Consider the following 24300-nt stretch of genomic DNA (forward strand, 5'->3'; position numbering starts at 1 on the left):
TACTGTACAATGAAAGTAGAACCTCACCTTAGATTTTTTCTCCATACATACTACTCTCAAAAAATTGCCACACTACCATTGCTAACTGTTTTTACTGGAGGTGCTTACTTATGAGCAATTGGTACAGTAAGACGAAAAATCAAACATTAATCGACCTAGAAACAAATGAACAACACGGTTTAACAGATAAAATCGTAAATGAACGTTTAAAGCAATATGGTTATAATGAATTAGCTACCAAACAAAAACGTACTTTATGGCAGCGCGTTTTCGCCCAAATTAATGACGTCCTCGTATATGTCCTTATTATCGCGTCCCTTATTTCCGCCTTTGTAGGTGAATGGGCTGATGCAAGTATTATCGCGCTCGTTGTAGTTTTAAATGCTGTTATCGGTGTAATCCAAGAATCGAAAGCGGAACAGGCTTTAGAAGCATTGAAAAAGATGGCAACACCTAAAGCTATCGTAAAGCGAGATGGTGAACTAAAAGAGATTCCATCTGAGCACGTCGTTCCAGGTGATATCGTCATGCTTGATGCCGGGCGGTATATCCCCTGCGATTTACGACTTATCGAAACTGCGAATTTAAAAATTGAAGAATCTGCTCTAACTGGTGAATCTGTCCCTGTAGATAAAGATGCAGTCTACCACCCTTCCATGCAAAATGATGAGCAAGTACCATTAGGTGATCAAAAAAACATGGCCTTTATGTCGACGTTAGTAACATACGGACGTGGCATCGGTGTTGCTGTTGAAACTGGGATGCATTCACAAATTGGCAAGATCGCTACCCTTTTACATGAAGCAGACGATGATATGACACCACTTCAAAAAAGCTTAGCACAAGTAGGAAAATATTTAGGATTTGTCGCTGTAGCTATTTGCACTACTATGTTTCTCATCGGTTTTTTACAGGGCCGGGATACGTTAGAAATGTTTATGACCGCAATTAGTTTAGCTGTTGCAGCCATTCCAGAAGGCTTACCAGCTATCGTTTCCATCGTTCTTGCAATTGGTGTTCAGCGTATGATTAAACAAAACGTTATCATTCGTAAACTACCAGCTGTTGAAGCTCTCGGTTCTGTCACAATTATTTGTTCAGATAAAACAGGTACATTAACTCAAAATAAAATGACCGTTACTCACTTTTATAGTGATCGCACATACGACCAGCTAGAAAATTTGAATGTAAATAATGATGCACACCGTCTATTATTAGAAAATATGGTTTTATGTAACGATGCCTCTTACGGTGCCGACTCACAAACAGGGGATCCTACAGAAATTGCCCTTCTTGTTGCCGGAAGCTCTTTTAACATTCAAAAAGATCATTTAGAAAATAAACATGAACGTGTTAACGAATTGCCTTTCGATTCTGATCGTAAAATGATGTCAACTGTACATACGTACGATGAAGGCTACTATAGCATGACGAAAGGTGCTAGTGATAAACTTTTACCTCACTGTACCCATATCTTTATAAATAATAAACTTGAGGTCCTAAAAGATTCTGATAAAAATCAAATATTAGAAGCTGCCGGGTCAATGTCGCAAGAAGCATTAAGAGTACTTTCATTCGCATATAAACGATACGACTTAAACGATATGGATATAAATCATCTCGAAGAAAATCTCATCTTTATCGGTCTTGTTGGTATGATTGATCCACCACGTACAGAAGTAAAAGATTCAATTACAGAATGTAAAAAGGCTGGTATTCGCACAGTTATGATTACTGGCGATCATAAGGATACCGCCTTTGCAATTGCCAAAGAACTTGGCATTGCTGAAGAAATATCTGAAATCATGATTGGGACTGAATTAGATAACATTCCAGATACAGAACTAGCAAGTAAAATTAATCACTTAAATGTATTCGCTAGGGTCTCTCCAGAACATAAAGTGAAGATTATAAAAGCATTACGTGCTAAAGGAAATATCGTTTCCATGACTGGTGACGGTGTAAATGATGCTCCATCTTTAAAACAAGCAGATGTTGGAGTAGCAATGGGAATTACAGGAACAGATGTCGCAAAAGGTGCAGCAGATGTAGTTTTAACAGATGATAACTTCTCATCTATTGTGAAAGCTGTTGAAGAAGGAAGAAATATTTATCGTAATATTAAAAAGTCTATTCTCTTCCTACTCTCTTGTAACTTCGGCGAAATTATAGCTCTCTTTTTAGCTATTTTACTCGGCTGGGCAACACCACTACGCCCTATTCACATTTTGTGGGTAAATTTAATTACAGATACACTGCCTGCATTATCACTCGGTGTTGATCCTGAAGATCCAGATGTGATGAAGGAAAAACCACGACATGCGAAAGAAAGCTTATTTAGCGGCAGCGTTCCTTTTCTTATTTTCAATGGGGTTGTAATTGGACTTCTTACTTTAACAGCCTTTATCGTTGGGGCAAAGCTCTATACAGGAGATACAAATTTATTTCCTCTCTTCCCAGAGCAAATTGATGAAGACGCGCTATTACACGCTCAAACGATGGCATTTGTCGTTCTTAGTTTCTCTCAACTCGTTCATTCATTTAACTTACGTTCAAGAACGAAATCAATTTTTTCAATTGGGATATTTACAAATAAATATTTAGTCTTCTCACTTCTAATCGGTGTTCTTATGCAAGTGTGTATTATCTCCATCCCACCTCTTGCCAATATATTTGGTGTGCATGCATTAACAATGCGAGATTGGGGATTTGTTCTCTTGTTAAGTATCATTCCGCTTGTTGTGAATGAAATCATTAAATTATTTAAGAGAAAATAAAAGGCAATGAGGAATATTCCTCATTGCCTTTTTGTTTATCCCGCTATTTGCCGTGCAGTAAGACTCCCACCTCAAAATTCGGCTGGAGCAAAGAAGTTAGGCGGGAGATGAACATCTCCCACTGATTAAAGTTTCACTTTATCCTTGTAATTCTTTTTTGATATTCTCTGTTAATGTAGCCATACGCTTGCGACTTTCTTCACGCTCACGTTTATTTTGCTCTTCAATTTGTTGTGTTTCTTGCATACCTCTTGAAATAATGTTCCAAGTTTCCTCAAGTGTTTCCATCTTAATACTAGAAGAACCTGATAATCTCGCTACTTCCACACTCTGAGTTGCGATATTTTGTGCATTTTTCTTAAGTAATTCATTTGTACGGCGATCAAGTTCAGCCATAGAGTCCGCAACAAGCTTTTGACGTTTCGCATTTACCGCTTGAATGATACCATTTTTAAAGATAGGAATCGTTGTAATAAATGCCGTATTGATTTTACCGATTAATTTATTGTTACCGCGTTGAATCATACGAATTTGTGGTGCTGTTAATAGAGCAACCATACGTGCTTTTTCTAAATCATCAATACGCTGTTCTAAAATTTCAACAGAGTTTTTAAGCGATTCTAATTCAATACCCGCTAACTGATCATTATTACGTATGCGCTCTTCGTACATCGGAACTAACTCTGTATTTAAACGCTCTAATAACATTTCCCCTGCTACTACATATTTTTCTAAGTCTAAATAATACTTTAAGTTTTGCTCATATAAACCATCTAACGTACCAATTGATTTTTTCATTTCATCTTGATACTTCGTAATTTCTACGTATACTTTATCCATTTCGCGACCCATCGTCTGATACTTACTAAAGATTTGTTCAATCATTTTATCTGCTTTTTTGAACATACGTGAGAAGAAACCACTTTTCTCTTCCGCAAAGTCTTTACTATCAAATCTGTCCATAATTTTACCAAGCTGCTTTAATAATTCACCAGAGTCTTCTACTTTCGATAAAGACATTGTATGTAAAATTTGATCAGCGAAACGTGAAATTTCCATAGAAGGTTCTTTTCCGAGTTCAATTAATTCTAATTGATCTTTAATGTCTACTGCGTTATAAATACGTTGCACTTCTGCATCTTGTCTAAGTTGCAAGCGAACATCTTGTGCGGTTTGCTCATTCAATTCTGTTTTCGAATCTAGTACGACTGGGTTATTCATATGGTATTCTCCCTTTCCTTATAAAAATGGACGAAATAGTCCTTTTATTGTTTGTGATAAATTTTTATAGGCTGATGAACCATGAAATTCAAGATCGAAATTAACTTCTTCAAGCCAATGTGAATCAAATGCTCCTGATTCAATATACGGTTCAATATCGTTTCTCCCCGTTGGATTAAAGTGGAATACATCTACTCCAATTTGATTTAAAAATAGTAATAACACAGCATCAGAACGACTTAATTCTCCGCTCTTCTCATTATTAAATATAACAATTTTCGGTACTTCTTGCGAATAATCAAATTTCTCAAGCTGCTCTAAAATGTTCGGTGGTATTTGAGAGAGTTGTGCGAAAACATACAGCGCTACATCTTGTTTCGTCTCTTTCGCAATTGGTTTACACATTTCACTTTCACACGTATGGATCATTGCTTCTGCAATACCATGTTGTAATCCTTCTGGTAAACGCTTATGCGGCCACCAATGGCTGTTCATAATTAAATCCGGATGTAACTTCCCCCCGCGGTCCAATGCATCTCGATAATGATATTGGAAATTCGCTTTTTGTTCTTTCGTAAACGGGAATGTATTAATTAATAAACTGTTATCAAATGATGTAACAGCCTTTAGTCGCTGAAAATATTCTTTATCATTCTTTGAAACACCTGATATTTTTGCAAATAAAGAAGGAATATAAATATGCTTATTTTCAACAAAGAATGTTGGGCGTACAAATGCCTTTTCTTTCGTAATTAAAAAGAGTTCATCGTACGTCGTTTTGAGCGTACGGGCTACAGGTGTATACGAACGGAATTGCCACGGTTTGTATAATAATGAATTATCGTGGTGAAGTACTTGCTCGATTTCTTTTGAAGCTTGATAAGCTACCGTTGCGACGCGTTCACGACGCCGATCAGGAAATGGTTCCAATGAAATACGGCCTGAATGAGATACGACAAATGTCTTTCCTTCCTCATCTACACTCTCAAATCCATCTTTTCCTTCTGGGTGATAATAAAGCACATCACAGCCGAGCATAATAAGAAAGTATAAGAAATATATACGACTCTCCGTCGCATCACCGTACCAAACGATACGTGGCATTTGTTTCTTATAATTAATCGTAGAGAACCACTTCGCTACGTAATTTTCACTTAATTTAATCATATCGATTAAGAAACGCCGGAATCCTTCTGTTTTTAAAGATTGATTATGTTGTTTCTCATACAATTTCAATACAGAAATAAACGTCGTATGTATATAATGCTGTAAATCAGGATTGTCTACTTGCGGTAATAGTTGTTTTCCAGACAGATGGGCGACAAGCCTATTTACTGTAAGGCCATTCGGTGCTTCTTGATGTAATGTAAAAACCTCTTGAATATGGCGCAGTTTTTCGGGATCAATCACCTTATTTAAATTTTGTTCATGCAAAACCACGATCCCTTTCACTTCGCTATAATCAAATAGCTCATTGAAATATTCATCTACATCATTAGGAACACCAAGAATACGAGTTGCTATATAACTAAACTTCATCTCATTCTCTGTCAGTTCATATTGTGGGCGTTTTTCTAAAAGCGCTTCAAATTGCTTTAAATCTGATTCGTCTTTTAATGCACATGGTTGAAGTGTAAAACGTGAAAACACAACAGTTCACCTCCAAAAACATTTACTTTTTTTATAAAGTCTCTCTTCTATTATAAACTATTTTTAGTTATAAAAAATGGGCGCTCGCATAACGAGCAAACCCATTTCAATTATTTATGATTATTTTTAGTAGCTGCAACTTCTTCTTTAGCTTGTCCAGAATTCTTCATGTAGTGAAGTATAAACGTTGCTCCAAATGCTACAACTAAAATAATAAAGAATAGCGTATGGCTTACTTCAATATGAATAACAGACAGTAACATTTTTGCTGCAATAATTAAGATTAAAATATATGCTGTCGTTTCAAGTTCTGGAATACGCTCTAACAATTTTAAGAATACGCCAGCGATACCGCGCATCATTAAAATACCAAGCATTCCACCTAATAATAGAATCCAAACTTGATTTGATACACCAAATGCAGCAAGTACGCTATCTACAGAGAACGCGATATCCATTAATTCAACCATCGCAACTGTTCCCCAGAAGACACCAAACATTCTGAAGAGAATACTGTTTTGGTTCATACCATGAGCTTCCTCTTCTTCTGCATTACCTTTTCTTTTATCAATGAAGTATTTAACTGAAAGCCAAGCTAAGTAAAGTGCACCTAACACTTTTACCCATGCTAATTTAATTAAGAACATTCCAATTCCAATTGCAATAAAACGGAATACATAAGCTCCAATCAGTCCATAGAATAATGCTTTTTTTCGTTTTTCTTCTGGAAGATGTTTTACCATTACCGCTAGCACAAGTGCATTGTCAGCAGATAATAACCCTTCAAGTACAACAAGTGTACCTATTAACCCCCAAGATACTGGATCTTGTAACACTTTAATCCACATGTCCAAGTCGAAAAACTGAGCATACGTATCAAGGATTCCTTGCAAAATACTCATCTTACCTTTATCCCCTATTCTTTGCTAGATTTATAGAAAGGTCAAAAAAAGGAAACGAATGTCGTTTCCCTTCTTATGCATCCAAGCCATACGCTTTTACAAGCGCACCTAATCCACCTTGGAACCCGCTTCCTACTGCACTAAACTTCCACTGTCCATTATGACGATATAATTCACAAAAGACAACTGCTGTTTCAATGGAGAAATCTTCCCCTAAATCAAAACGAAGAACTTCTTCGTTTGTTTCTTCATTTGCTAAACGAACGAATGCATTTGCAACCTGTCCAAAGTTTTGATTACGGCCTTCACCATCATAAATTGTAACTGTAATAGCAATTTTATGAACATCTGCTGGAACCTTTTTCAAATCGACAACAAGTTGCTCATCATCACCGTCACCTGCACCTGTACGGTTATCTCCTGTATGTAAAACTGATTCACAAGGAGACTGTAAATTATTATAGAAAATAAAATCAGTTTCCTTCGTACATTTCCCGTTCGCATCTAATAAAAAGGCAGATGCATCTAAATCGAAATCAGATCCACCATCATAAGATTTAATATCCCATCCAAGACCAATTACTGCTCTTGATAAACCTGGGCTTGTTTTAGCTAAATCAATTTTCTGTCCTTTTTGCAATTGAATAACCATATATATTCACCTCTATATTTTAATTTTTAAAAATATATCCATCAGTAATTACGCGTTTCACTGATGGATATATAAATCTATTACTCTACATCTAAACCAAAGTTATTACATAGAGAACCTAATCCACCTTGGAATCCACTTCCGATTGCATTGAATTTCCATTCACCTGCGTGACGGTATAATTCGCTCACTACTACAGCTGTTTCAATAGAGAAATCTTCTCCTAAATCGTAACGAATTAATTCTGCATTCTTTTCTTCATCCATAATACGTACGAAAGAATTAGAAACTTGTCCGAAGTTTTGGCTGCGGCCTTCTCCATCATAAATTGTAATTGTGAAACAAATACGCTCAATGTTAGCAGGAACATTTTTTAAGTCTATTTTAATTGTTTCATCGTCGCCTTCACCTTCACCTGTACGGTTATCTCCTAAATGCTCTACAGCACCATTCGCACCTTTTGGATTATTATAGAAGACGAAATCCTCTGCACCTGAAACTTTACCGTTAGCACCTACTAAGAAGATACTAACATCTAAATCGAAATCATTTTGTCCGTCATAACGATTCGTATCCCAACCAAGTCCTACAAGAACTTTCGAAAGACCTGGATTTGTTTTTGTTAAGTCTACCTTTTGTCCTTTTTTCAATGAAATAGATGCCATATTATACTATTCCTCCTTGGTTTATTTTATTGGTAACGTGATACAATCTCACTTAAGTTTTTATCTTGTGTTCCTTCTCCCACTGCTGAAAACTTCCATTCGTTTCCGTCTCGGTACATTTCACCTGCAATTAAAGTCATTTTACCAGCATAATTATCTGACAAGTTATAACGCGCTAATTCTTCACCTGTTTGTGGGTTTTGAATACGAATATATGCATTGCGAATCATCCCAAAGTCTTGACGACGATTTACACAGTCATAAATATTTACAACGAATACTAAACGATTAATACGGCTCGGAACCTTATGTAATTCTACGAAAATTGTTTCGTCGTCACCAGCGCCTTCACCTGTTAAATTATCTCCTGAATGAATAATACTACCACAAGTAGAAAGTTTGTTGCCGAAGTAAACTAGATCATTTTTGTTTAAAAAACGATCCCCTTCTAACATAACGACAGATGCATCACAATCTACACTTGGTTTACTTCCAAATAAAGAAGACAGAAACCCACCTGATTGCCCAATTGGATCCCAGCCTAAGCCAACCTGTAGTTTCGCTACTCTCGGTTGTCCTTTCGTTAAATCAATCTTTTGTCCTTTTTCTAAAATAATAGGCATGAAGTTTCTTCCTTTCTACAAAGCATTTTCCAACTCGGAAAACATTGTATTCTTCTCTTATATTGTAGCATTATTTATCTAATGAGAAAAAGGATAAATTCTCAATTATATGAAAACAGATACTATATTTATTTATACTGATGTAATAAGTGGTAAATAGAGCCAATCATTCCTGCACAATTACCGCTTTGCGCAAGTTTAATCTCACAATTACTATAAATCTCTTGATTTAAGTATGTTCCTATCTCTTCCTTCACTTCATTTAAGAAATCATCTCCTCTTTCAGTAATTCCCCCACCAATAATAATCATTTTCGGATTAAAAATATAAGCAAGATTGCTAATACCAATCGCCAAATGTTTAAAGAAAATCTTCACGGCTTGAGTAACACCGCTATCACCCTTATCATATAATTCGAAAATTGTTTTACCATCCCACTCCTTTTTACCTTTATATCTTCGTACGAGATGAATTAATCCTGAAATTGAGGCAACCTCCTCAAAAGTTTTCCCTTCTATTAACATGTTCCCCCATTCCCCAGCGCCAAACGAATGTCCACGGTATAACTCTCCATTTATAACAATTGCTCCACCAATGCCCGTTCCAAGCGTAAGCATAATAAAATCGCTTTCTCCCCTCCCTGTACCTTTCCATTTCTCACCTAAGGCTGCACAATTAACATCATTTTCAATAGATACAGGAACTTTTAATACTTCTTGTAATCTCTCAACAATAGAAATATTAGCATAACGTGGAATATGATCCACACCTCCCGTTATAACTCCTTTATCAATATCAACAATTCCCGCTGTACTAATACCAATTCCGGAAATAGTATGTTCAGTCATTAACTTTTTTGATAAACATATAAGTTTTTGAACAATTTGTTCCCCGCCCAAGTGAATTTCTGTTGGGACCTTTTTATGTATTAGTACTACCCCTATTTCTGAAACAATTCCATATTTAATTTGCGTACCACCAATATCAAATGCAATATATTCTTTCATCCGTTGCCACTTCCTCTACTGTTATGAGTGTAAATTCTCCATCACTCTACTATTTGCAAGGAATTTACATTAACTCTTTTCTCCCTTTAGAAATACACCACCTTTTTCTATATATAGTTTTTTTTGCATAAAACTCTTTTTCCTATGAAATATTACAAAGGGGTGTATTTTAGATGGAACAATAATTTTTTCTTCAGGAGGAAAACAATGACAAAAATCTTCATTTTAGCATCAACACTTTCTTTATCCTTTTTTAGCGGCTTAAATATTGGTAATGCTGCAACTGAAAACTTCCATCCAATAACAAACGCTATTGTACAAAATAACGATACTTTAGCAGAAGGTAATTCAAAAGATAATAATAAACCTCCAGGAAACAATGGTTCTCAGGACGATAGTGGTTCTGGTGGCAATGGTTCTGGTGGCAACGGTTCTGGTGGCAGTGGTTCTGGCGGCAATGGTTCTGGTGGCAGTGGTTCTGACGGCAGTGGTTCTGACGGCAACGGTTCTGACGGCAACGGTTCTGGCGGCAATGGTTCTGGCGGCAACTGGCGGCAACGGTTCTGGCGGCAATGGTTCTGGCGGCAGTGGTTCTGGCGGCAATGGTTCTGGTGGCACGATGGTTCTGACGGCAGTGGTTCTGGTGGCAACGGTTCTGGTGGCAATGGCTCTGGTGGCAGTGGTTCTGGTGGCAACGGTTCTGACGGCAATGGTTCTGGTGGCAACGGTTCTGGTGGCAACGGTTCTGGTGGCAGTGGTTCTGGTGGCAGTGGTTCTGGTGGCAATGGCTCTGGTGGCAGTGGTTCTGGTGGCAATGGTTCTGACGGCAATGGTTCTGGTGGCAACGGTTCTGGTGGCAACGGTTCTGGTGGCAGTGGTGGCTGGTGGTTCTGGTGGCAACGGTTCTGACGGCAATGGTTCTGGTGGCAGTGGTTCTGGTGGCAACGGTTCTGGTGGCAATGGTTCTGGCGGCAGTGGTTCTGGTGGCAACGGTTCTGGTGGCAGTGGTTCTGGCGGCAGTGGCTCTCAGGGCGGCAACCGTGTTAAAGGCGACAGCAGTTCTCAAGGTGGCAATGGCTCTCAGGGAGGCAACCGTGTTAAAGGCGATAGCGGCTCTCAAAGCGGTAACGCAAAAGATAATGCAACAAAACAAGGCAATAAATTGCCTAATACTGCAACGCATTATCCTGCATCTATTTTAATTGGTCTTTCGACATTCCTAATTGGTGTGTTACTATTTATTCGTCGTAAAAACGCAAAATAAAAAAATCATCCTTCCATCTAAAAATACATGAAACAGATTATAAAGTGAAACTTTAATCAGTGGGGATTTTGTTCATCCCCCACTGATTATTAGCCTTCACCAATCGGGCTTTTACGGGCAGCAGGGCTCCCACCTAACTTCTTAGCTCCAGCCGAATTTTGAAGTGGGAGTTTTACTACCTGGCAAATAGCGGGATAAAACTAAAAAGACTTTGATTGCATTTTATTATGCAATCAAAGTCCTTTTTGTCATCTAGTAGAAAGAGTATTAATACGCTTTTCCCCAATACACCATCTGCTTCGCTTTTTTACTACAGCAAATACATTCGTCAGCTAAACTTTCTTGTTCGAACGGAATACAACGTGAAGATACTCCAACTTCTTCTTTTAATTTTTCTTCACAAGCTAGTTCTCCACACCACATCGCTTTAATAAAACCTTGCTTTTCATCAGCCGCTTTTTTCATCTCTTCGAAATTCGTCACACTATACGTATTCTCATCGCGAAATACTTTTGCTTTGCTAAATAAAGAATGGTGAATTTCCTCAAGTAGTACTGGAATGCGTTCTTCTAATTGATCCATTGATATAAACTCTTTTTCTTTCGTATCTCGCCTTACAAGTACAACTTGATTCTTTTCAATATCCTTTGGACCAACTTCTAATCTAATTGGAACACCCTTCATTTCATACTCATTAAATTTCCAGCCAGGTGTTTTATTGCTAACATCTATTTTTACACGTGCAACCTTCTGAATACGTCCTTGCAACTCTGTTGCTTTTTCTAACACACCTTCTTTGTGCTGAGCAATAGGAACGATAACAACTTGTACTGGAGCGACTTTCGGTGGCATTACAAGTCCGTTATTATCGCTATGAACCATAATAAGTCCACCTATCATTCTTGTTGATACACCCCAAGATGTTTGATGTACGTATTGCCATTTACCGTTACGGTCTAAAAACTTAATATCAAATGCTTCAGAGAAATTCGTTCCAAAGTTATGAGATGTTCCTGTTTGAAGTGCTTTTCCATCATGCATTAAACTTTCAATTGTATAAGTTGCCTTCGCTCCTGCAAACTTTTCTTTTTCTGTTTTTTGCCCTTTAATAACCGGAATCGCTAAATACTCTTCACAAAAAGCAGCATATAGATTTAAAATATTTAATGTTTCAATTTGAGATTCTTCTGCCGTTTCATGAATCGTATGACCTTCTTGCCATAAAAATTCAGTTGTACGAAGGAATGGTCTCGTCGTCTTCTCCCAACGAACTACTGAACACCACTGGTTATATAACTTTGGTAAATCATTATATGATTGAACAATTTTTGAAAAATGCTCACAGAATAGAGTTTCAGATGTAGGACGTATACAAAGTCTTTCTACCAATTTCTCATCTCCGCCATGAGTAACCCATGCTACTTCAGGAGCAAATCCTTCAACATGATCTTTCTCTTTTTGTAATAAACTCTCTGGAATAAACATTGGCATGTACACATTTTCATGACCAGATTCTTTTAATTTTTCATCCATCACTTTCTGCATATTTTCCCATAATGCATAACCGTATGGACGTAAAATCATACAACCTTTCACACTTGAATAATCAACAAGCTCCGCTTTTTTTACAATATCGGTATACCACTGAGCAAAGTCTTCTTCCATTTTCGTAATGGCTTGTACTTGTTCTTTTACCATAGTTATTCTTCCTCCTTTAGAAAATAGAAAAAGCCCGCGTCCCCAAATAGGGACCGAGCTTTGTCGGCGTTACCACCCTGATTCATACACAAAAAAATTGAGTATGCTCTCTTTTTGATAACGGGAATTTCCCGCTGCATATGCAGAACTCAAAGGTAGGTTCCATATCGCCTCTTTAAGAATCTTCCAGCCAAAAGGATTCTCTCTCTGCAAAAAGGTAAGACATGTACTATTCCTTTTTCATCGTTATAACAAAATAAATTTGTTGAATATCATAATATAAATTTTATTTCAAAACAAGAGTCAATTTTCTTATTTTTATACATTTTTTTCAATTATCACTGTTTTATACGTAACTTTTCCGAACTATTTTTACAAGTTGATGAGCAACCATACCAATTAGTGTACCAATTAAAACGAAGAAACAAATAAATCCGTATCCCATTCCTTCCCAACCACCAATAGCGATCATTGTTACAGGAAAGAAAGCTAAACAAAGAAGTACTAAACTAAGTGCAAATATAATATCAAACTGTTTATCTGGAAAACGTTTCTTTAGTAAATATGACATAAAAAATACAAGGAGAACGGTGACTCCACCAATGATGTAAAAGATACCAAATCCATCTAGCCAATCCATAGTATTCCCTCCTTCCATTCATTCCCTTATACTTATTATATGTTTAATTTTTCTGAAAATAAATAACGAAATTTTATTCAAAAATATATTTTTATTACCAGGTATTAATAGTAATATATAAGAATAGGTTTTATATAATCAGGAGGGAAACTTTATGGATAAAGCATTAACAAATCGCGTCATTATTTTATCTTTCGACTGCTTATCAGCTTTAGATTTTCCTATATTACAAAAACTACCTAATTTCCAAACTTTAATAAAAAAGGGCGCGATTGCGAAAAAAGTGGAGCCAATTTATCCTTCTGTAACATATCCAAGCCACTCAACAATCGTAACCGGTAATTATCCTAATAAGCATGGCGTTGTCAGCAATACATTACTTCAACCAGGACGTGATTCACCAGATTGGCATTGGTACCGAAAGTCCATTAAAGGAACAACTTTATATGATGAAGCACGCAAAGCAAATTTAACGACAGCAGCCCTTCTATGGCCTGTTACTGGAAGAGCAAATATCGATTACAATTTACCAGAAATTTTTCCAAATAGACCATGGCAAAATCAAATTTTAGTTTCATTATTTAGCGGTAGCCCGCTATATCAATTAGATTTAAATCATCGTTTCGGCCATATACGAAATGGATTGTCACAGCCTGAGCTTGATAATTTCGTCCTTGCTTCTGCCCTACATACAATTCAGACAAAAAAGCCTAATGTTATGTTTGTACATTTTACTGATTTAGATACTCAAAGACATTACCATGGCTTCGAGTCTGAGGAAACAGTAGCTGCAATCCACAGACACGACGAACGCCTAGGAAAAATTATCCATACATTAAAAAAAAGTGGTATATACGAAGAAAGTACAATTATTGCACTTGGTGACCATAGCGCTTTAAGTGAAAACAAGGCAATCCAATTAAATGTCCTATTCTGTCAAAAAGGGCTTATATCCGTAAATAAACGTGGAAAAATACACGATTGGAAAGCTTATTGCCAAAGCTGTGATGGATCTGCCTACGTACATGTAAAGGATAAAAATGATACTGAAACGATTAAAGAGATTCAACTTCTTCTTGAAGAGCTTCTTCAGGATAAACAAAATGGAATTGAATTTATTCTGCACGATGAAGATGCAAAAGAACGTGGCGCTGATGGTAATTGCTTATTTATGCTAGAGGCCATGGAAGGTTATTACTTCATTGAAAATTATACAGGTGATTTCATAAAAGAAATTAATAAAGAAGATGTTAATTCTAGTAAGAAATATACATTTGGAACGCATGGATATTCCCCAACAAAACCTAACTATGAAACAATTTTTATGGCTGCTGGGAAAGGCATTCAAAGCGGCGTTACAATTCCGTATATGAGACTGATTGATGAGGGTCCGACTATCGCTAGGTTACTCGGCTTGCACTTAGGTGAAACAGACGGCGCAATTGTAGAGGATTTACTTCAATTGTAAAGAACTGTGTATATATGTAAAAGTTATGTAAAAATCATCACTGTTTCTCTTTTTATAATTTTTATTTTTGTACACTGTTAGTAGAACAAATTTAAGGGGGAACATTATATGAAAAAAATGTCCAGACAAGAAAAAAGCTGGATATTGTACGATTGGGCGAACTCGGTATATTCGCTCGTCATTACAACTGCATTATTTCCAATTTACTTTAAAGCAGCTGCAAAAGAAGCTGGACTATCTGGTGCAACTTCAACAGCCTATTGGGGATATGCAAACTCGTTCGCTACACTTTTAATTTCTATACTCGCTCCTATTCTCGGCACGGTTGCTGATTATAAGGGATTTAAAAAACGATTTTTCACATTCTTCTTTGGACTCGGTATCGTATTTACAAGTATGCTAGCAGTTGTTCCAACATCTCAGTGGTACTTATTACTAGGATGCTATATGCTCGCATTAGTTGGCTTTGCTGGAGCAAATATTTTTTATGATGCATTTCTAGTAGATGTTACCTCTGGGGATAGAATGGACCGAATTTCTACGCGAGGTTTTGCATTAGGTTACATTGGGAGCACAATTCCTTTTATCGGTTGTATTGCTCTTATTATTCTTGCTCAAAAAGGAACTATCCCCTTATCAGTCGGAATTGCTAGTCAAATTTCCTTTGCAATAACAGCTCTTTGGTGGGGACTATTTACGATACCAATGCTAAAAAATGTAGAGCAAACACACTATATTGAACGTCATCCAAGACCAATTGCAATGAGCTTCAAGCGCCTTGCTAATACGTTTAAAAATATTAAAGAATATAAAACTGTATTTATGTTCCTAATAGCTTACTTTTTCTACATTGATGGGGTAGATACAATTATCACTATGTCTACTGCTTACGGAACAGATCTCGGTATTAGTGCAACCAATCTATTAATCATCTTATTTGTAACACAAATTGTCGCTTGTCCATTTGCTTTATTATATGGAAAACTATCGGAAACATTTACCGGTAAAAAAATGCTATATGTCGGCATTATCATTTATATCATTATTTGCACATATGCTTATTTCTTAAAAACGACGTTTGATTTCTGGATTTTAGCAATGTTAGTTGCTACTTCTCAGGGCGGGATTCAAGCACTTAGCCGTTCTTATTTCGCAAAACTAGTACCGAAAGAATCTGCAAATGAATTCTTCGGATTTTATAATATCTTTGGTAAATTCGCGGCAATTATGGGTCCGGTATTAGTTGGTGTCACAACACAATTAACAGGAAAAACAAACGCTGGTGTCCTTAGTATTATTGTCTTATTTATTATCGGTGGATTCTTATTAACTAGAGTACCCGAAAATGATACGTCCGTTACACCACCTAATCCGAAAACTAAAACAATATAAGAGAAAGATCCCCTTCACACAAGAAGGGGATCTTTTTCTTATATTTTTAACGATAACGCCCCACAATTAAAAACTCTAAAGCTTGTACAAAAATAGTTTATCGACAGTTGTTCCTAATACTTCTGCTAACCGGAATGCTAGTGCTAAGCTTGGATCATATTTATTATTCTCAATTGCATTTATCGTCTGTCTTGATACGTTACACTTATCCGCTAATGCACCTTGTGAAATATTATTTGCAGTGCGCAATTCATAGATTTGATTTTTCACACCGTTTCTCCTAACCTGTAAAATCGTTTTTACATCATCAGTATATAGTTGGTACATGTCATTGTCAAAAGATTGCCACAAGAAAAGGGAGCAATTCTGCTCCCTTACAATAGCTATTTCGAAACTAATCAATTCGTCATTTCCTCTCGATTCACAATATCTTCTTTCTTTATTTGCATACGTAAAACCGGACCTATCGCAAATAAAATAAGTGCCATTGCTATACAAAATACAGTAACTAGTGAGGTCATCTCCTTCAATCCTCCAGCTAGTGAAGTTCCAATTAACATTGCCCCCATGAACAGTGGTAAAATCGTTCCATTTACTCTGCCAATCATATTTTCTGGTACAAGTTGAATCATAAGCGTACCGACAACGATATTGACACAGGCTAAACAAATACCTGTTCCAAATCTCATGAAACTAGTAATCCAAAATGATGTAGATAACCCTTCTACTAAAAATGACATCGCTAATATGCTCATACCGAATACAAACATCTTTTTCGGATTCACTTTTGAAGCGAAAACTGCAGCAACAATACCACCAATTAACATACCGATTCCATCAGCTGCGGCTAAATATTGAACGGCTTCCTTTTCCATTCCAAGCCTTTCTATTACAAGAAACACTTCTAATGGATTCGTTAGTCCAACAGCTAAGCCCATAATGGTGAAAGTGATCGTAATCATACGTAAATTTTTCGTATGAAGAACGTATTTCCAACCTTCTTTTATATCATTTTTTAATGAACCTCTCGCCACTTGCTCTTGTTCCACCCATTTTGGTAAAAATGAAAGAGCGATAGCAGATAACAAAAATAAAATAATTAAGCTATATAGTGACGTAAATAAACCAAGTTGTGTGTACACAAGCGATCCTACCACTGGTCCAAAAATCATAAATAGCGACTGTAATGTTTGATTAAATGCAATCGCATTTGCTACCTGTTCTTCTTTTACATAGCGTTTAAATATACGCGAAGATGATGGCTGTGAAAACTGACCTACAATCGCGGAAATGAGTGTTGCAAAAAATATAGCCTGCCAATAATCCAGCTTTAGCAACAAGACAATTCCTACAATAGACAGTACGCTTAATACATCTCCAGCGACCATCGTTCTTTTCGGATTCCAGCGATCAGCTAGCGCCCCACCGATAAACGAGAAAATAAAAATAGGTGCATATTCCATAACCGATAACAAAGAAACTGAAACTGGATCATTATTCGTTCGCTCCATTATGAAATACAAAAGAGCCATATTTCTGATCCAAATTGCAAATTGTTGTAAAATATCAGATGCCATAACGAGCATAAATGCTCGGTTTTTAAATAAAGCGTTCATTTTCATTCCCCTTTCATAAACCGACCGTTCGGTCTAATTTATTTTGTAAGAAAAGCAACTGACCTATTATTCAGCTGCCATTCCTTTTAACAATACATCTATTGCCTTTTTATAAATACGTTTCAGCTCTTTATAATCTAACTCGTAGTAAAGTACTCCAAGCCCCGATAATAATCCATTCACAATATACATAAGATCACGCGTATCATCTTCTTGAAACTCTCCAGACTGTATACCTGCTTCAATTAATTTCTCAACCATAACATATGATTCTCTAGTTAAAGCTAACAGTTCATCCAGAATTTCTTTACTTACAACTTGGCTCATAGAGAATTCCTCTATTGCATTTGAAATGGGTTGCTGTATGTCCTCTACATAATATTCCGCGAGACCATATAGTTTTTCAGTACTAGTACTATACAACTTCTCTTTTTCATTCCATTTTTCAAGCCAATCATACGTATGCTGTTTCACTACAAATAAAAATAATTCTTCTTTACTTTTAAAGTGATAATAAATGCTTCCTTTACTTCTCTCTGTAATTTCACAAATCTCTTCCATAGATGTAGCTGCATAGCCCTTCTGTGAAAACAGACTTTCTGCTTTATAGGCAATTTCTTTCTTTATCTCTTCTGCGCTTCTTCTCATATTCACACCTCTTTAAACCGACCGTTCAGTCTAATAATAACAAATAAAAAACCTCTATCGCAAGAGGCTATACTCCTTATTTAAGAAAACGTACTTTCAAACCACATTCGAATCATATGTATTATTCCAAATTTAAATCCTAATTTAGTAAGAAATACGGTTCCCTTTTCATTTCCCCTAGCATGTTAAAAATATTTAATCAAACGTTTGTTTAACTGTTTTTATGCATGTGGAAGCCAACTAATCAAACGTTTGTTTAAAAAGAAATACGCCCCCTATAGGGCGTATTCTCATCAATCACCGCCGCCTCCACCACCGCAGCTACCTCCACTATCTCCACCAAAAGAACCTCCGCAATCATGTGAACCTCCATCGTGCGAGCTATCATTATCCGATCCAGCAAAGAAAAATAATGGTGATGAGCTGTTGGATGAATTATGAATGTTATTTTGTTTTGTAAGATTTACCTTCTTTTTGTTTGATCGAACTGCTGTTGCGATCGTTCCAACTACAACAAATAATAGTATGACAATAATAAATTCCATATAAAAGCCTCCCTTAACCTTCGAATAATTGAATGGTTCTCTCTAAATTTTCAAGTGAAATGAAGCGCGATTCACGAAGGATCTCTTTTCCAGTATAAAATAATAAAACTGTTGGCCCTGTAAATACTGCATATCGCCCCGCAATCTCTTGCATGTCTTGTAGTAATATTTCTACTTTCTCTACGTAATCATAATTCTCTAATACGCAATTTACTTTTCTTAACATAACATCACAAACACCACAATTTTCCGTTTTAATAAACAGCAGTACCAATTGTTGTCCTTCAATATATGTCGCTAATTCTTCTATCGTTTCAAATGTATTCATCTTATCCCTCTTAGCGTAATTTACGAAATACTTTATCCTGATACATACGAAAAGCCGAACTATCTTTAATCTTTCTCTTTTCCATTACCTGCTGAAAACGCAGCGTTTTTGCTGTTAACTCTTCTTGTAATTCTTTTCTCTCTACTTCATCATAACAGCACGCAATTAAGTCTTCTATTTTTAATATATCTTTTTGTAGTTCCATTTCTGGTGGAATCATACCTGCATTTTTCAAGATTTTATAACTCATTCTAAGTTCTGGAGGTACCATTGAAAGGTCTTCTAATTGTAGTGGTTTTCCTTTCCCCGGAATATGATCGAGATCACCATTCCGTATTGCTTGTCGAATTTTTTCTTCAGCAATGTTCAAAAAGACATCCACACCATTCGCTCCTTTACATATTTTTACTATTATTTTACATGATATTTTCTCATCTTGCTACGCTATTACAAATTGACTTTATACAATTTTTTCTCAAATTTAATTACAAGGAGCCTTTTCCTCCCTAATCAATATTTTATTTTCATGTGTAGTCTGTATTAGAGCCATTTAATATTGAGAAAATCTTTGCGAATCAAATAAAGCGTTTACACCAAATCTTGCATTTGCTACGATTTAATCACCCCCAGCTCCCTTGTATAGACTTCGTGATGTCTGATCATTTTTATCTAGACGTTTCATACGTCTAGATTCACTTTGGTTTATTGGCGCATGCCTTTAAATATATCTTTTATTTTGAAAGGAGAAATGACTATGAGATCAAAAAAATTCACGCTACTATTACTATCCCTACTACTTTTCTTACCTCTTTTTCTCACAAACTTTATTACTCCAAATTTCGCATTAGCAGATTCACCAAAGCAAGGTCAAAAAATTGTTGGGTATTTTCCTTCATGGGGCGTTTACGGACGTAATTATCAAGTTGCAGACATTGATGCATCAAAGCTAACTCATTTAAACTATGCTTTCGCTGATATTTGCTGGAATGGAAAACATGGAAACCCTTCTACTCACCCCGATAATCCAAATAAACAAACGTGGAACTGTAAAGAATCTGGTGTACCACTGCAAAATAAAGAGGTCCCTAATGGTACTCTCGTACTCGGTGAACCATGGGCTGATGTCACAAAATCTTATCCGGGATCGGGTACAACTTGGGAAGATTGTGATAAATATGCCCGCTGTGGAAATTTCGGAGAACTGAAACGATTAAAAGCTAAGTATCCTCACTTAAAAACAATTATTTCAGTTGGTGGCTGGACTTGGTCTAACCGCTTTTCTGATATGGCCGCTGATGAAAAAACAAGAAAAGTATTCGCTGAATCTACAGTAGCTTTTCTTCGCGAATATGGATTTGACGGCGTTGATTTAGACTGGGAATACCCGGGTGTTGAAACGATTCCTGGTGGTAGTTATCGTCCTGAAGATAAACAAAACTTCACCCTTCTGCTTCAAGATGTTCGAAATGCATTAATGAAAGCTGGTGCAGAAGATGGTAAACAATATTTACTAACAATCGCGTCAGGTGCAAGCCAACGTTATGCGGATCATACAGAGCTAAAGAAGATTTCTCAAATACTGGATTGGATTAATATTATGACATACGATTTCCACGGTGGGTGGGAAGCTACTTCTAACCATAATGCTGCACTATACAAAGATCCAAATGACCCCGCAGCGGATACGAAATTTTACGTAGATGGTGCGATAGACATTTATACAAATGAAGGGGTTCCAGCGGATAAACTCGTATTAGGTGTACCTTTTTACGGACGTGGATGGAAAAGTTGCGGAAAAGAAAATAATGGGCAATACCAACCTTGTAAACCAGGTAGTGACGGAAAGCTCGCTTCTAAAGGCACTTGGGATGATTATTCTACCGGTGACACAGGTGTGTACGATTATGGTGATTTAGCATCTAATTATGTGAATAAAAATGGTTTTGTTCGCGGATGGAACGATGTAGCGAAAGTACCTTATTTATATAATGCGACTACAGGAACCTTTATTAGCTATGATGACAATGAATCTATGAAATATAAAACAGACTATATAAAGACAAAGGGTTTAAGTGGCGCAATGTTTTGGGAACTAAGCGGGGATTGCCGTACAAGTCCAAAATATAGTTGTAGTGGACCAAAATTACTTGATACGCTAGTAAAAGAATTACTTGGTGGACCTATTACTCAAAAAGATACTGAACCACCAACAAACGTAAAAAATATTACTGTTACAAATAAAAATTCAAACTCAGTTCAATTAAACTGGACTGCATCTACTGATAACGTAGGCGTTACTGAATATGAAATTACTGCCGGAGAAGAGAAATGGAGTACAACAACAAATAGCATTACAATTAAAAACTTGAAACCTAATACAGAATACACATTTTCAGTATTAGCAAAAGATGCCGCTGGTAACAAATCACAACCTACTTCTATTCTTATAAAAACAGATGATGCTAACACAACACCTCCTGGTGGAAATGGCAATGCTACCTTTTCAGTCACTTCAAATTGGGGAAGTGGTTACAACTTCTCAATTATAATTAAAAATAGCGGAACGACCCCTATTAAAAACTGGAAATTAGAATTTGATTATAACGGCAATTTAACACAAGTTTGGGATTCTAAAATTAGTAGTAAAATAAATAATCATTACGTAATTACGAATGCAGGATGGAATGGTGAAATTCCTCCTGGTGGATCAGTTACAATCGGAGGGGCAGGAACAGGCAATCCCGCCGAACTTGTAAATGCATCCATTAATGAAAACTAAACGTAACCTCCATTAATTATTTCACTAAAGTTTGAATTTAGGTTTGAGTGCTCTATCCTAAATTCAAACTTTTAATTTTATGAAAAATCACAATTTATATTATAATAACCTATTATAATTATATTTAGTTTCTAATATGAAGTTCGCGTGAAGTTCATCTGAATTTTACATGAATTTCCTTTAAGTTCTATTGTCTTCCCATACTAATCACATTATCCTTTATATATAGGAATCATTTCCATTCCATTTCAAACTATCTATATATATAAAAAAGATAGTAGCCTATTAGGGAAAGGCATCTAGTATTATTATAAATATAACCAAAGAAAAAGAACTCTTATGGTGCGCTTATAAGCGCACCATAAGAGTTCTTTTTCTTACAATTCTCATTTGAGAGTTCTCGAAAATCATGTTAATCACAAAGAAAAGGCATTAGCTCATAAAAGCTAACGCCTTTTCTTTGTGATTATTGTTAAACGTTCCATTTTTCGATATTCCATATTTTCGTTATCCATGCTTCATAGAAAGAGGGCTCATGTGAAACAATTAAAACTGTACCTTTATATTGTTTTAACGCTTCCTGTAAATCCGTCTTAGTCTCTGTATCCAAATGGTTAGTTGGTTCATCTAAAATTAAAACATTGCTTTTAGTTACGATAAGTTCGCATAATCGTACTTTTGTTTGTTCTCCTCCACTTAATAACTGGATAGGTTTTAATACATGTTCTTCTTTCAATCCGCACTTTGCTAATGCTTGTCGGATTTCTTTTCTTGTCATATCTGGTCTCCCTGCCCATACTCTTTCTAGTGCAGTTATTTCTGAGGAAAATTCCTCTTGTGCAAAATAAGCGGGTTTTACTCGTTCCCCAACAGAAACTGAGCCGCCTAACGGTTTTATTTGTCCTAGTAATGTTTTTAACATTGTTGTTTTTCCAATCCCATTATGACCAATAATCGCAATCTTTTCCCCTTTTTTCACTTGAAAATCCAATTCTGGAAATAACGGTTCACCATAACCAATTTTCAGTTTCTCTACCTGTAATATACGACTCACTGGCTCAGTATAAACATTAAAATCAAAACGGGCGCGAGGTACATCGTTAACCTTTTCAACCTTTTTCATTTTCTCTAATACTTTTTCACGACTTTTCGCTTGTTTCGCTTTACGAATTTTATTTTTTTGAATAAAACCCTCTAAATGTGCAATTTCTTTTTGTTGTTTCGCATACGCCGCTTGTAATTGTTTCCTTTGTAATTGATAACTTTGCAAAAAGGTTTCATAATCTCCCGCATAGCGCTTAACCTTTCGTTCTTCTAGATGATAAATAACATTCGTAATATTGTTCAAAAATATTTCATCATGCGAAATGATAATATAAGCTTTTTCATACATTTGTAAATATGATTGCAACCATTCTATATGTGCTGTATCTAAATAGTTAGTTGGCTCATCTAATAATAAAACATCCGCTTTTTCTAAAAGGAGTTTCCCAAGTAACAACTTTGTCCGCTGACCACCACTTAACTTTGAAACATCCTTTTCCAATCCTATTTCAAACAAGCCTAAGCCTGTTGCTACTTCCTCAATTTCTGTATGAATTTGATAAAAATTAGAATTCTCCAATATAGTTTGTAACTCTCCATACCTTACTAACAATTTCGCTACTTCTCCTGCTCCAGCCATCTCTTCTGTAAGTTTTAACATGTCACGTTCCAACTCATACAGGTTAGAAAACGCACTTTGCAAGTATTCTTCAATTGTTATGCCTTCTTGTAAATCTATATGCTGTTGCAAAAAGCCAATCTTCACATGTGGAAACCATTCAATGTTTCCATCATCATGTATAAGTTCTCCTGTTAACAAGCGTAATAATGTGGATTTTCCAATTCCATTTTTCCCTACTAGCCCAACATGTTCGCCCTTTAATAATCGAAAGCACGCATTATATAAAATGGTTTTCTCACCATATGAATGACTTACATTTTCTACTGTTAATATACTCATCTTTTTTCTCTCCTTTTCTTATGATCCATAAGCTAAATAGAGAGAACAACAGTATAAAGCCTTATTTAGTTATACATATAAAAATGGGTAAGGTGAATACACCTTACCCATTACATATTATCGTAAGAAAGGATTAAGGTTCTTTACCTGCTGTCTTCAATTTAGCTTATTTGTTAAAAATGGGCAGACTTCTCCCGTATCAAGCTAAAACCATTTGAAGAACAGTTGATAAAGTCATTTTATCCTTTCACTCCTTTAACATTTGTTATATTAAGAGTATAAACCACTCTGTTATATTCTATTCTCTACTTTTTCTTTTGTTCCTTCTTCCAATTTATCCGATGTTAATGAACCCACTATTTCCCCTATAGATTTCATCTTTCTCCTTCAATAGAAAAAAGCCTCTTAACAGCAATTATA

General features: G+C 36.1%; 20 protein-coding genes, 2 pseudogenes and 1 other annotated feature. Of the genes and pseudogenes, 5 read left to right on the forward strand and 17 right to left on the reverse strand.

Features of this window, described 5'->3' with window-relative positions; translation table 11 throughout:
* Positions 1 to 110: 110 nt before the first annotated feature.
* Complete coding sequence (locus NSS74_RS27160; RefSeq protein ID WP_002140257.1) at positions 111 to 2777, forward strand: cation-translocating P-type ATPase; 2667 nt, start codon at positions 111 to 113, stop codon at positions 2775 to 2777.
* Between the two features lie 138 nt (positions 2778 to 2915).
* On the opposite strand, the gene NSS74_RS27165 is transcribed toward NSS74_RS27160, so the two are convergent.
* The 7 genes from NSS74_RS27165 to NSS74_RS27195 form a co-directional block, all read right to left on the reverse strand.
* On the reverse strand, positions 2916 to 3998 hold the full coding sequence (locus NSS74_RS27165) for a toxic anion resistance protein (RefSeq protein ID WP_002029585.1): 1083 nt from the start codon (positions 3996 to 3998) through the stop codon (positions 2916 to 2918).
* 18 nt (positions 3999 to 4016) lie between these two features.
* A complete protein-coding gene (locus NSS74_RS27170; protein ID WP_002140256.1) occupies positions 4017 to 5648 on the reverse strand; it encodes a YceG family protein in 1632 nt (543 codons plus the stop codon).
* A gap of 110 nt (positions 5649 to 5758) precedes the next feature.
* The gene (locus tag NSS74_RS27175; RefSeq protein WP_000025698.1) at positions 5759 to 6550 is read right to left on the reverse strand and encodes a TerC family protein; all 792 of its coding nucleotides are present in this window, start codon (positions 6548 to 6550) and stop codon (positions 5759 to 5761) included.
* Positions 6551 to 6623: 73 nt separating this feature from the next.
* Positions 6624 to 7202, reverse strand: coding sequence for a TerD family protein (locus NSS74_RS27180; protein WP_002091197.1), 579 nt, complete (start codon positions 7200 to 7202; stop codon positions 6624 to 6626).
* A gap of 80 nt (positions 7203 to 7282) precedes the next feature.
* On the reverse strand, positions 7283 to 7867 hold the full coding sequence (locus NSS74_RS27185) for a TerD family protein (RefSeq protein ID WP_002010225.1): 585 nt from the start codon (positions 7865 to 7867) through the stop codon (positions 7283 to 7285).
* 26 nt (positions 7868 to 7893) lie between these two features.
* Positions 7894 to 8490 carry a TerD family protein gene (locus NSS74_RS27190; protein ID WP_002029589.1) on the reverse strand — a complete coding sequence of 199 codons (597 nt, stop codon included), beginning with the start codon at positions 8488 to 8490 and terminating at the stop codon, positions 7894 to 7896.
* A 128-nt stretch (positions 8491 to 8618) separates the two neighbouring features.
* The gene (locus NSS74_RS27195) at positions 8619 to 9497 is read right to left on the reverse strand and encodes an ROK family protein (protein ID WP_002140255.1); all 879 of its coding nucleotides are present in this window, start codon (positions 9495 to 9497) and stop codon (positions 8619 to 8621) included.
* Between the two features lie 207 nt (positions 9498 to 9704).
* Between NSS74_RS27195 and NSS74_RS27200 the strand changes: the two are divergent.
* Positions 9705 to 10761, forward strand: a pseudogene (locus NSS74_RS27200) (cell wall anchor protein).
* Positions 10762 to 11028: 267 nt separating this feature from the next.
* Here NSS74_RS27200 and proS read toward each other — a convergent pair.
* Positions 11029 to 12459, reverse strand: a complete 1431-nt coding sequence (gene proS / locus NSS74_RS27205) for a proline--tRNA ligase (protein ID WP_002140252.1) — start codon at positions 12457 to 12459, stop codon at positions 11029 to 11031.
* A gap of 45 nt (positions 12460 to 12504) precedes the next feature.
* Positions 12505 to 12712, reverse strand: a binding site (T-box leader).
* 93 nt (positions 12713 to 12805) lie between these two features.
* On the reverse strand, positions 12806 to 13099 hold the full coding sequence (locus tag NSS74_RS27210) for a YesK-like family protein (RefSeq protein WP_002124993.1): 294 nt from the start codon (positions 13097 to 13099) through the stop codon (positions 12806 to 12808).
* Between the two features lie 154 nt (positions 13100 to 13253).
* On the opposite strand from NSS74_RS27210, the gene NSS74_RS27215 reads away from it, so the two are divergent.
* Both NSS74_RS27215 and NSS74_RS27220 read left to right on the forward strand, forming a co-directional pair.
* Positions 13254 to 14567 (forward strand): alkaline phosphatase family protein, encoded by a 1314-nt coding sequence (locus NSS74_RS27215; protein ID WP_002140250.1) that lies wholly within the window; start codon positions 13254 to 13256, stop codon positions 14565 to 14567.
* A 108-nt stretch (positions 14568 to 14675) separates the two neighbouring features.
* The gene (locus tag NSS74_RS27220) at positions 14676 to 15959 is read left to right on the forward strand and encodes an MFS transporter (protein WP_002140249.1); all 1284 of its coding nucleotides are present in this window, start codon (positions 14676 to 14678) and stop codon (positions 15957 to 15959) included.
* Between the two features lie 75 nt (positions 15960 to 16034).
* Here the strand turns inward: NSS74_RS27220 and NSS74_RS27225 are convergent, their stop codons facing one another.
* The 7 genes and pseudogenes from NSS74_RS27225 to NSS74_RS27255 all read right to left on the reverse strand — a co-directional run bounded on the left by NSS74_RS27225 (position 16035) and on the right by NSS74_RS27255 (position 19478).
* Entirely contained in the window at positions 16035 to 16286 is a 252-nt protein-coding gene (locus NSS74_RS27225; RefSeq protein ID WP_002010192.1) for a helix-turn-helix transcriptional regulator, read from the reverse strand.
* A 71-nt stretch (positions 16287 to 16357) separates the two neighbouring features.
* Positions 16358 to 17575: an MFS transporter gene (locus tag NSS74_RS27230; RefSeq protein WP_002124988.1), complete on the reverse strand. Its 1218-nt coding sequence runs from the start codon at positions 17573 to 17575 to the stop codon at positions 16358 to 16360.
* 66 nt (positions 17576 to 17641) lie between these two features.
* The gene (locus NSS74_RS27235) at positions 17642 to 18223 is read right to left on the reverse strand and encodes a TetR/AcrR family transcriptional regulator (protein WP_002124986.1); all 582 of its coding nucleotides are present in this window, start codon (positions 18221 to 18223) and stop codon (positions 17642 to 17644) included.
* Positions 18224 to 18303: 80 nt separating this feature from the next.
* A pseudogene (locus tag NSS74_RS27240) lies at positions 18304 to 18387 on the reverse strand (histidine kinase); the annotation flags it as partial.
* Between the two features lie 129 nt (positions 18388 to 18516).
* The gene (locus tag NSS74_RS27245) at positions 18517 to 18768 is read right to left on the reverse strand and encodes a hypothetical protein (RefSeq protein ID WP_002029564.1); all 252 of its coding nucleotides are present in this window, start codon (positions 18766 to 18768) and stop codon (positions 18517 to 18519) included.
* A gap of 13 nt (positions 18769 to 18781) precedes the next feature.
* Positions 18782 to 19096, reverse strand: a complete 315-nt coding sequence (locus NSS74_RS27250; protein ID WP_002140247.1) for a thioredoxin family protein — start codon at positions 19094 to 19096, stop codon at positions 18782 to 18784.
* A 10-nt stretch (positions 19097 to 19106) separates the two neighbouring features.
* Positions 19107 to 19478 carry a DnaJ family domain-containing protein gene (locus NSS74_RS27255; RefSeq protein WP_002140246.1) on the reverse strand — a complete coding sequence of 124 codons (372 nt, stop codon included), beginning with the start codon at positions 19476 to 19478 and terminating at the stop codon, positions 19107 to 19109.
* Between the two features lie 372 nt (positions 19479 to 19850).
* Between NSS74_RS27255 and NSS74_RS27260 the strand changes: the two genes are divergently transcribed.
* Positions 19851 to 21875 (forward strand): glycosyl hydrolase family 18 protein, encoded by a 2025-nt coding sequence (locus NSS74_RS27260; RefSeq protein WP_002140245.1) that lies wholly within the window; start codon positions 19851 to 19853, stop codon positions 21873 to 21875.
* Between the two features lie 472 nt (positions 21876 to 22347).
* Here the strand turns inward: NSS74_RS27260 and NSS74_RS27265 are convergent, their stop codons facing one another.
* Complete coding sequence (locus tag NSS74_RS27265; RefSeq protein ID WP_002140244.1) at positions 22348 to 23880, reverse strand: ABC-F family ATP-binding cassette domain-containing protein; 1533 nt, start codon at positions 23878 to 23880, stop codon at positions 22348 to 22350.
* Between the last annotated feature and the right edge of the window lie 420 nt (positions 23881 to 24300).

Origin of the sequence: Bacillus sp. FSL E2-8868 (assembly GCF_038005505.1) — a bacterium.
GTDB lineage: Bacteria > Bacillota > Bacilli > Bacillales > Bacillaceae_G > Bacillus_A > Bacillus_A mycoides.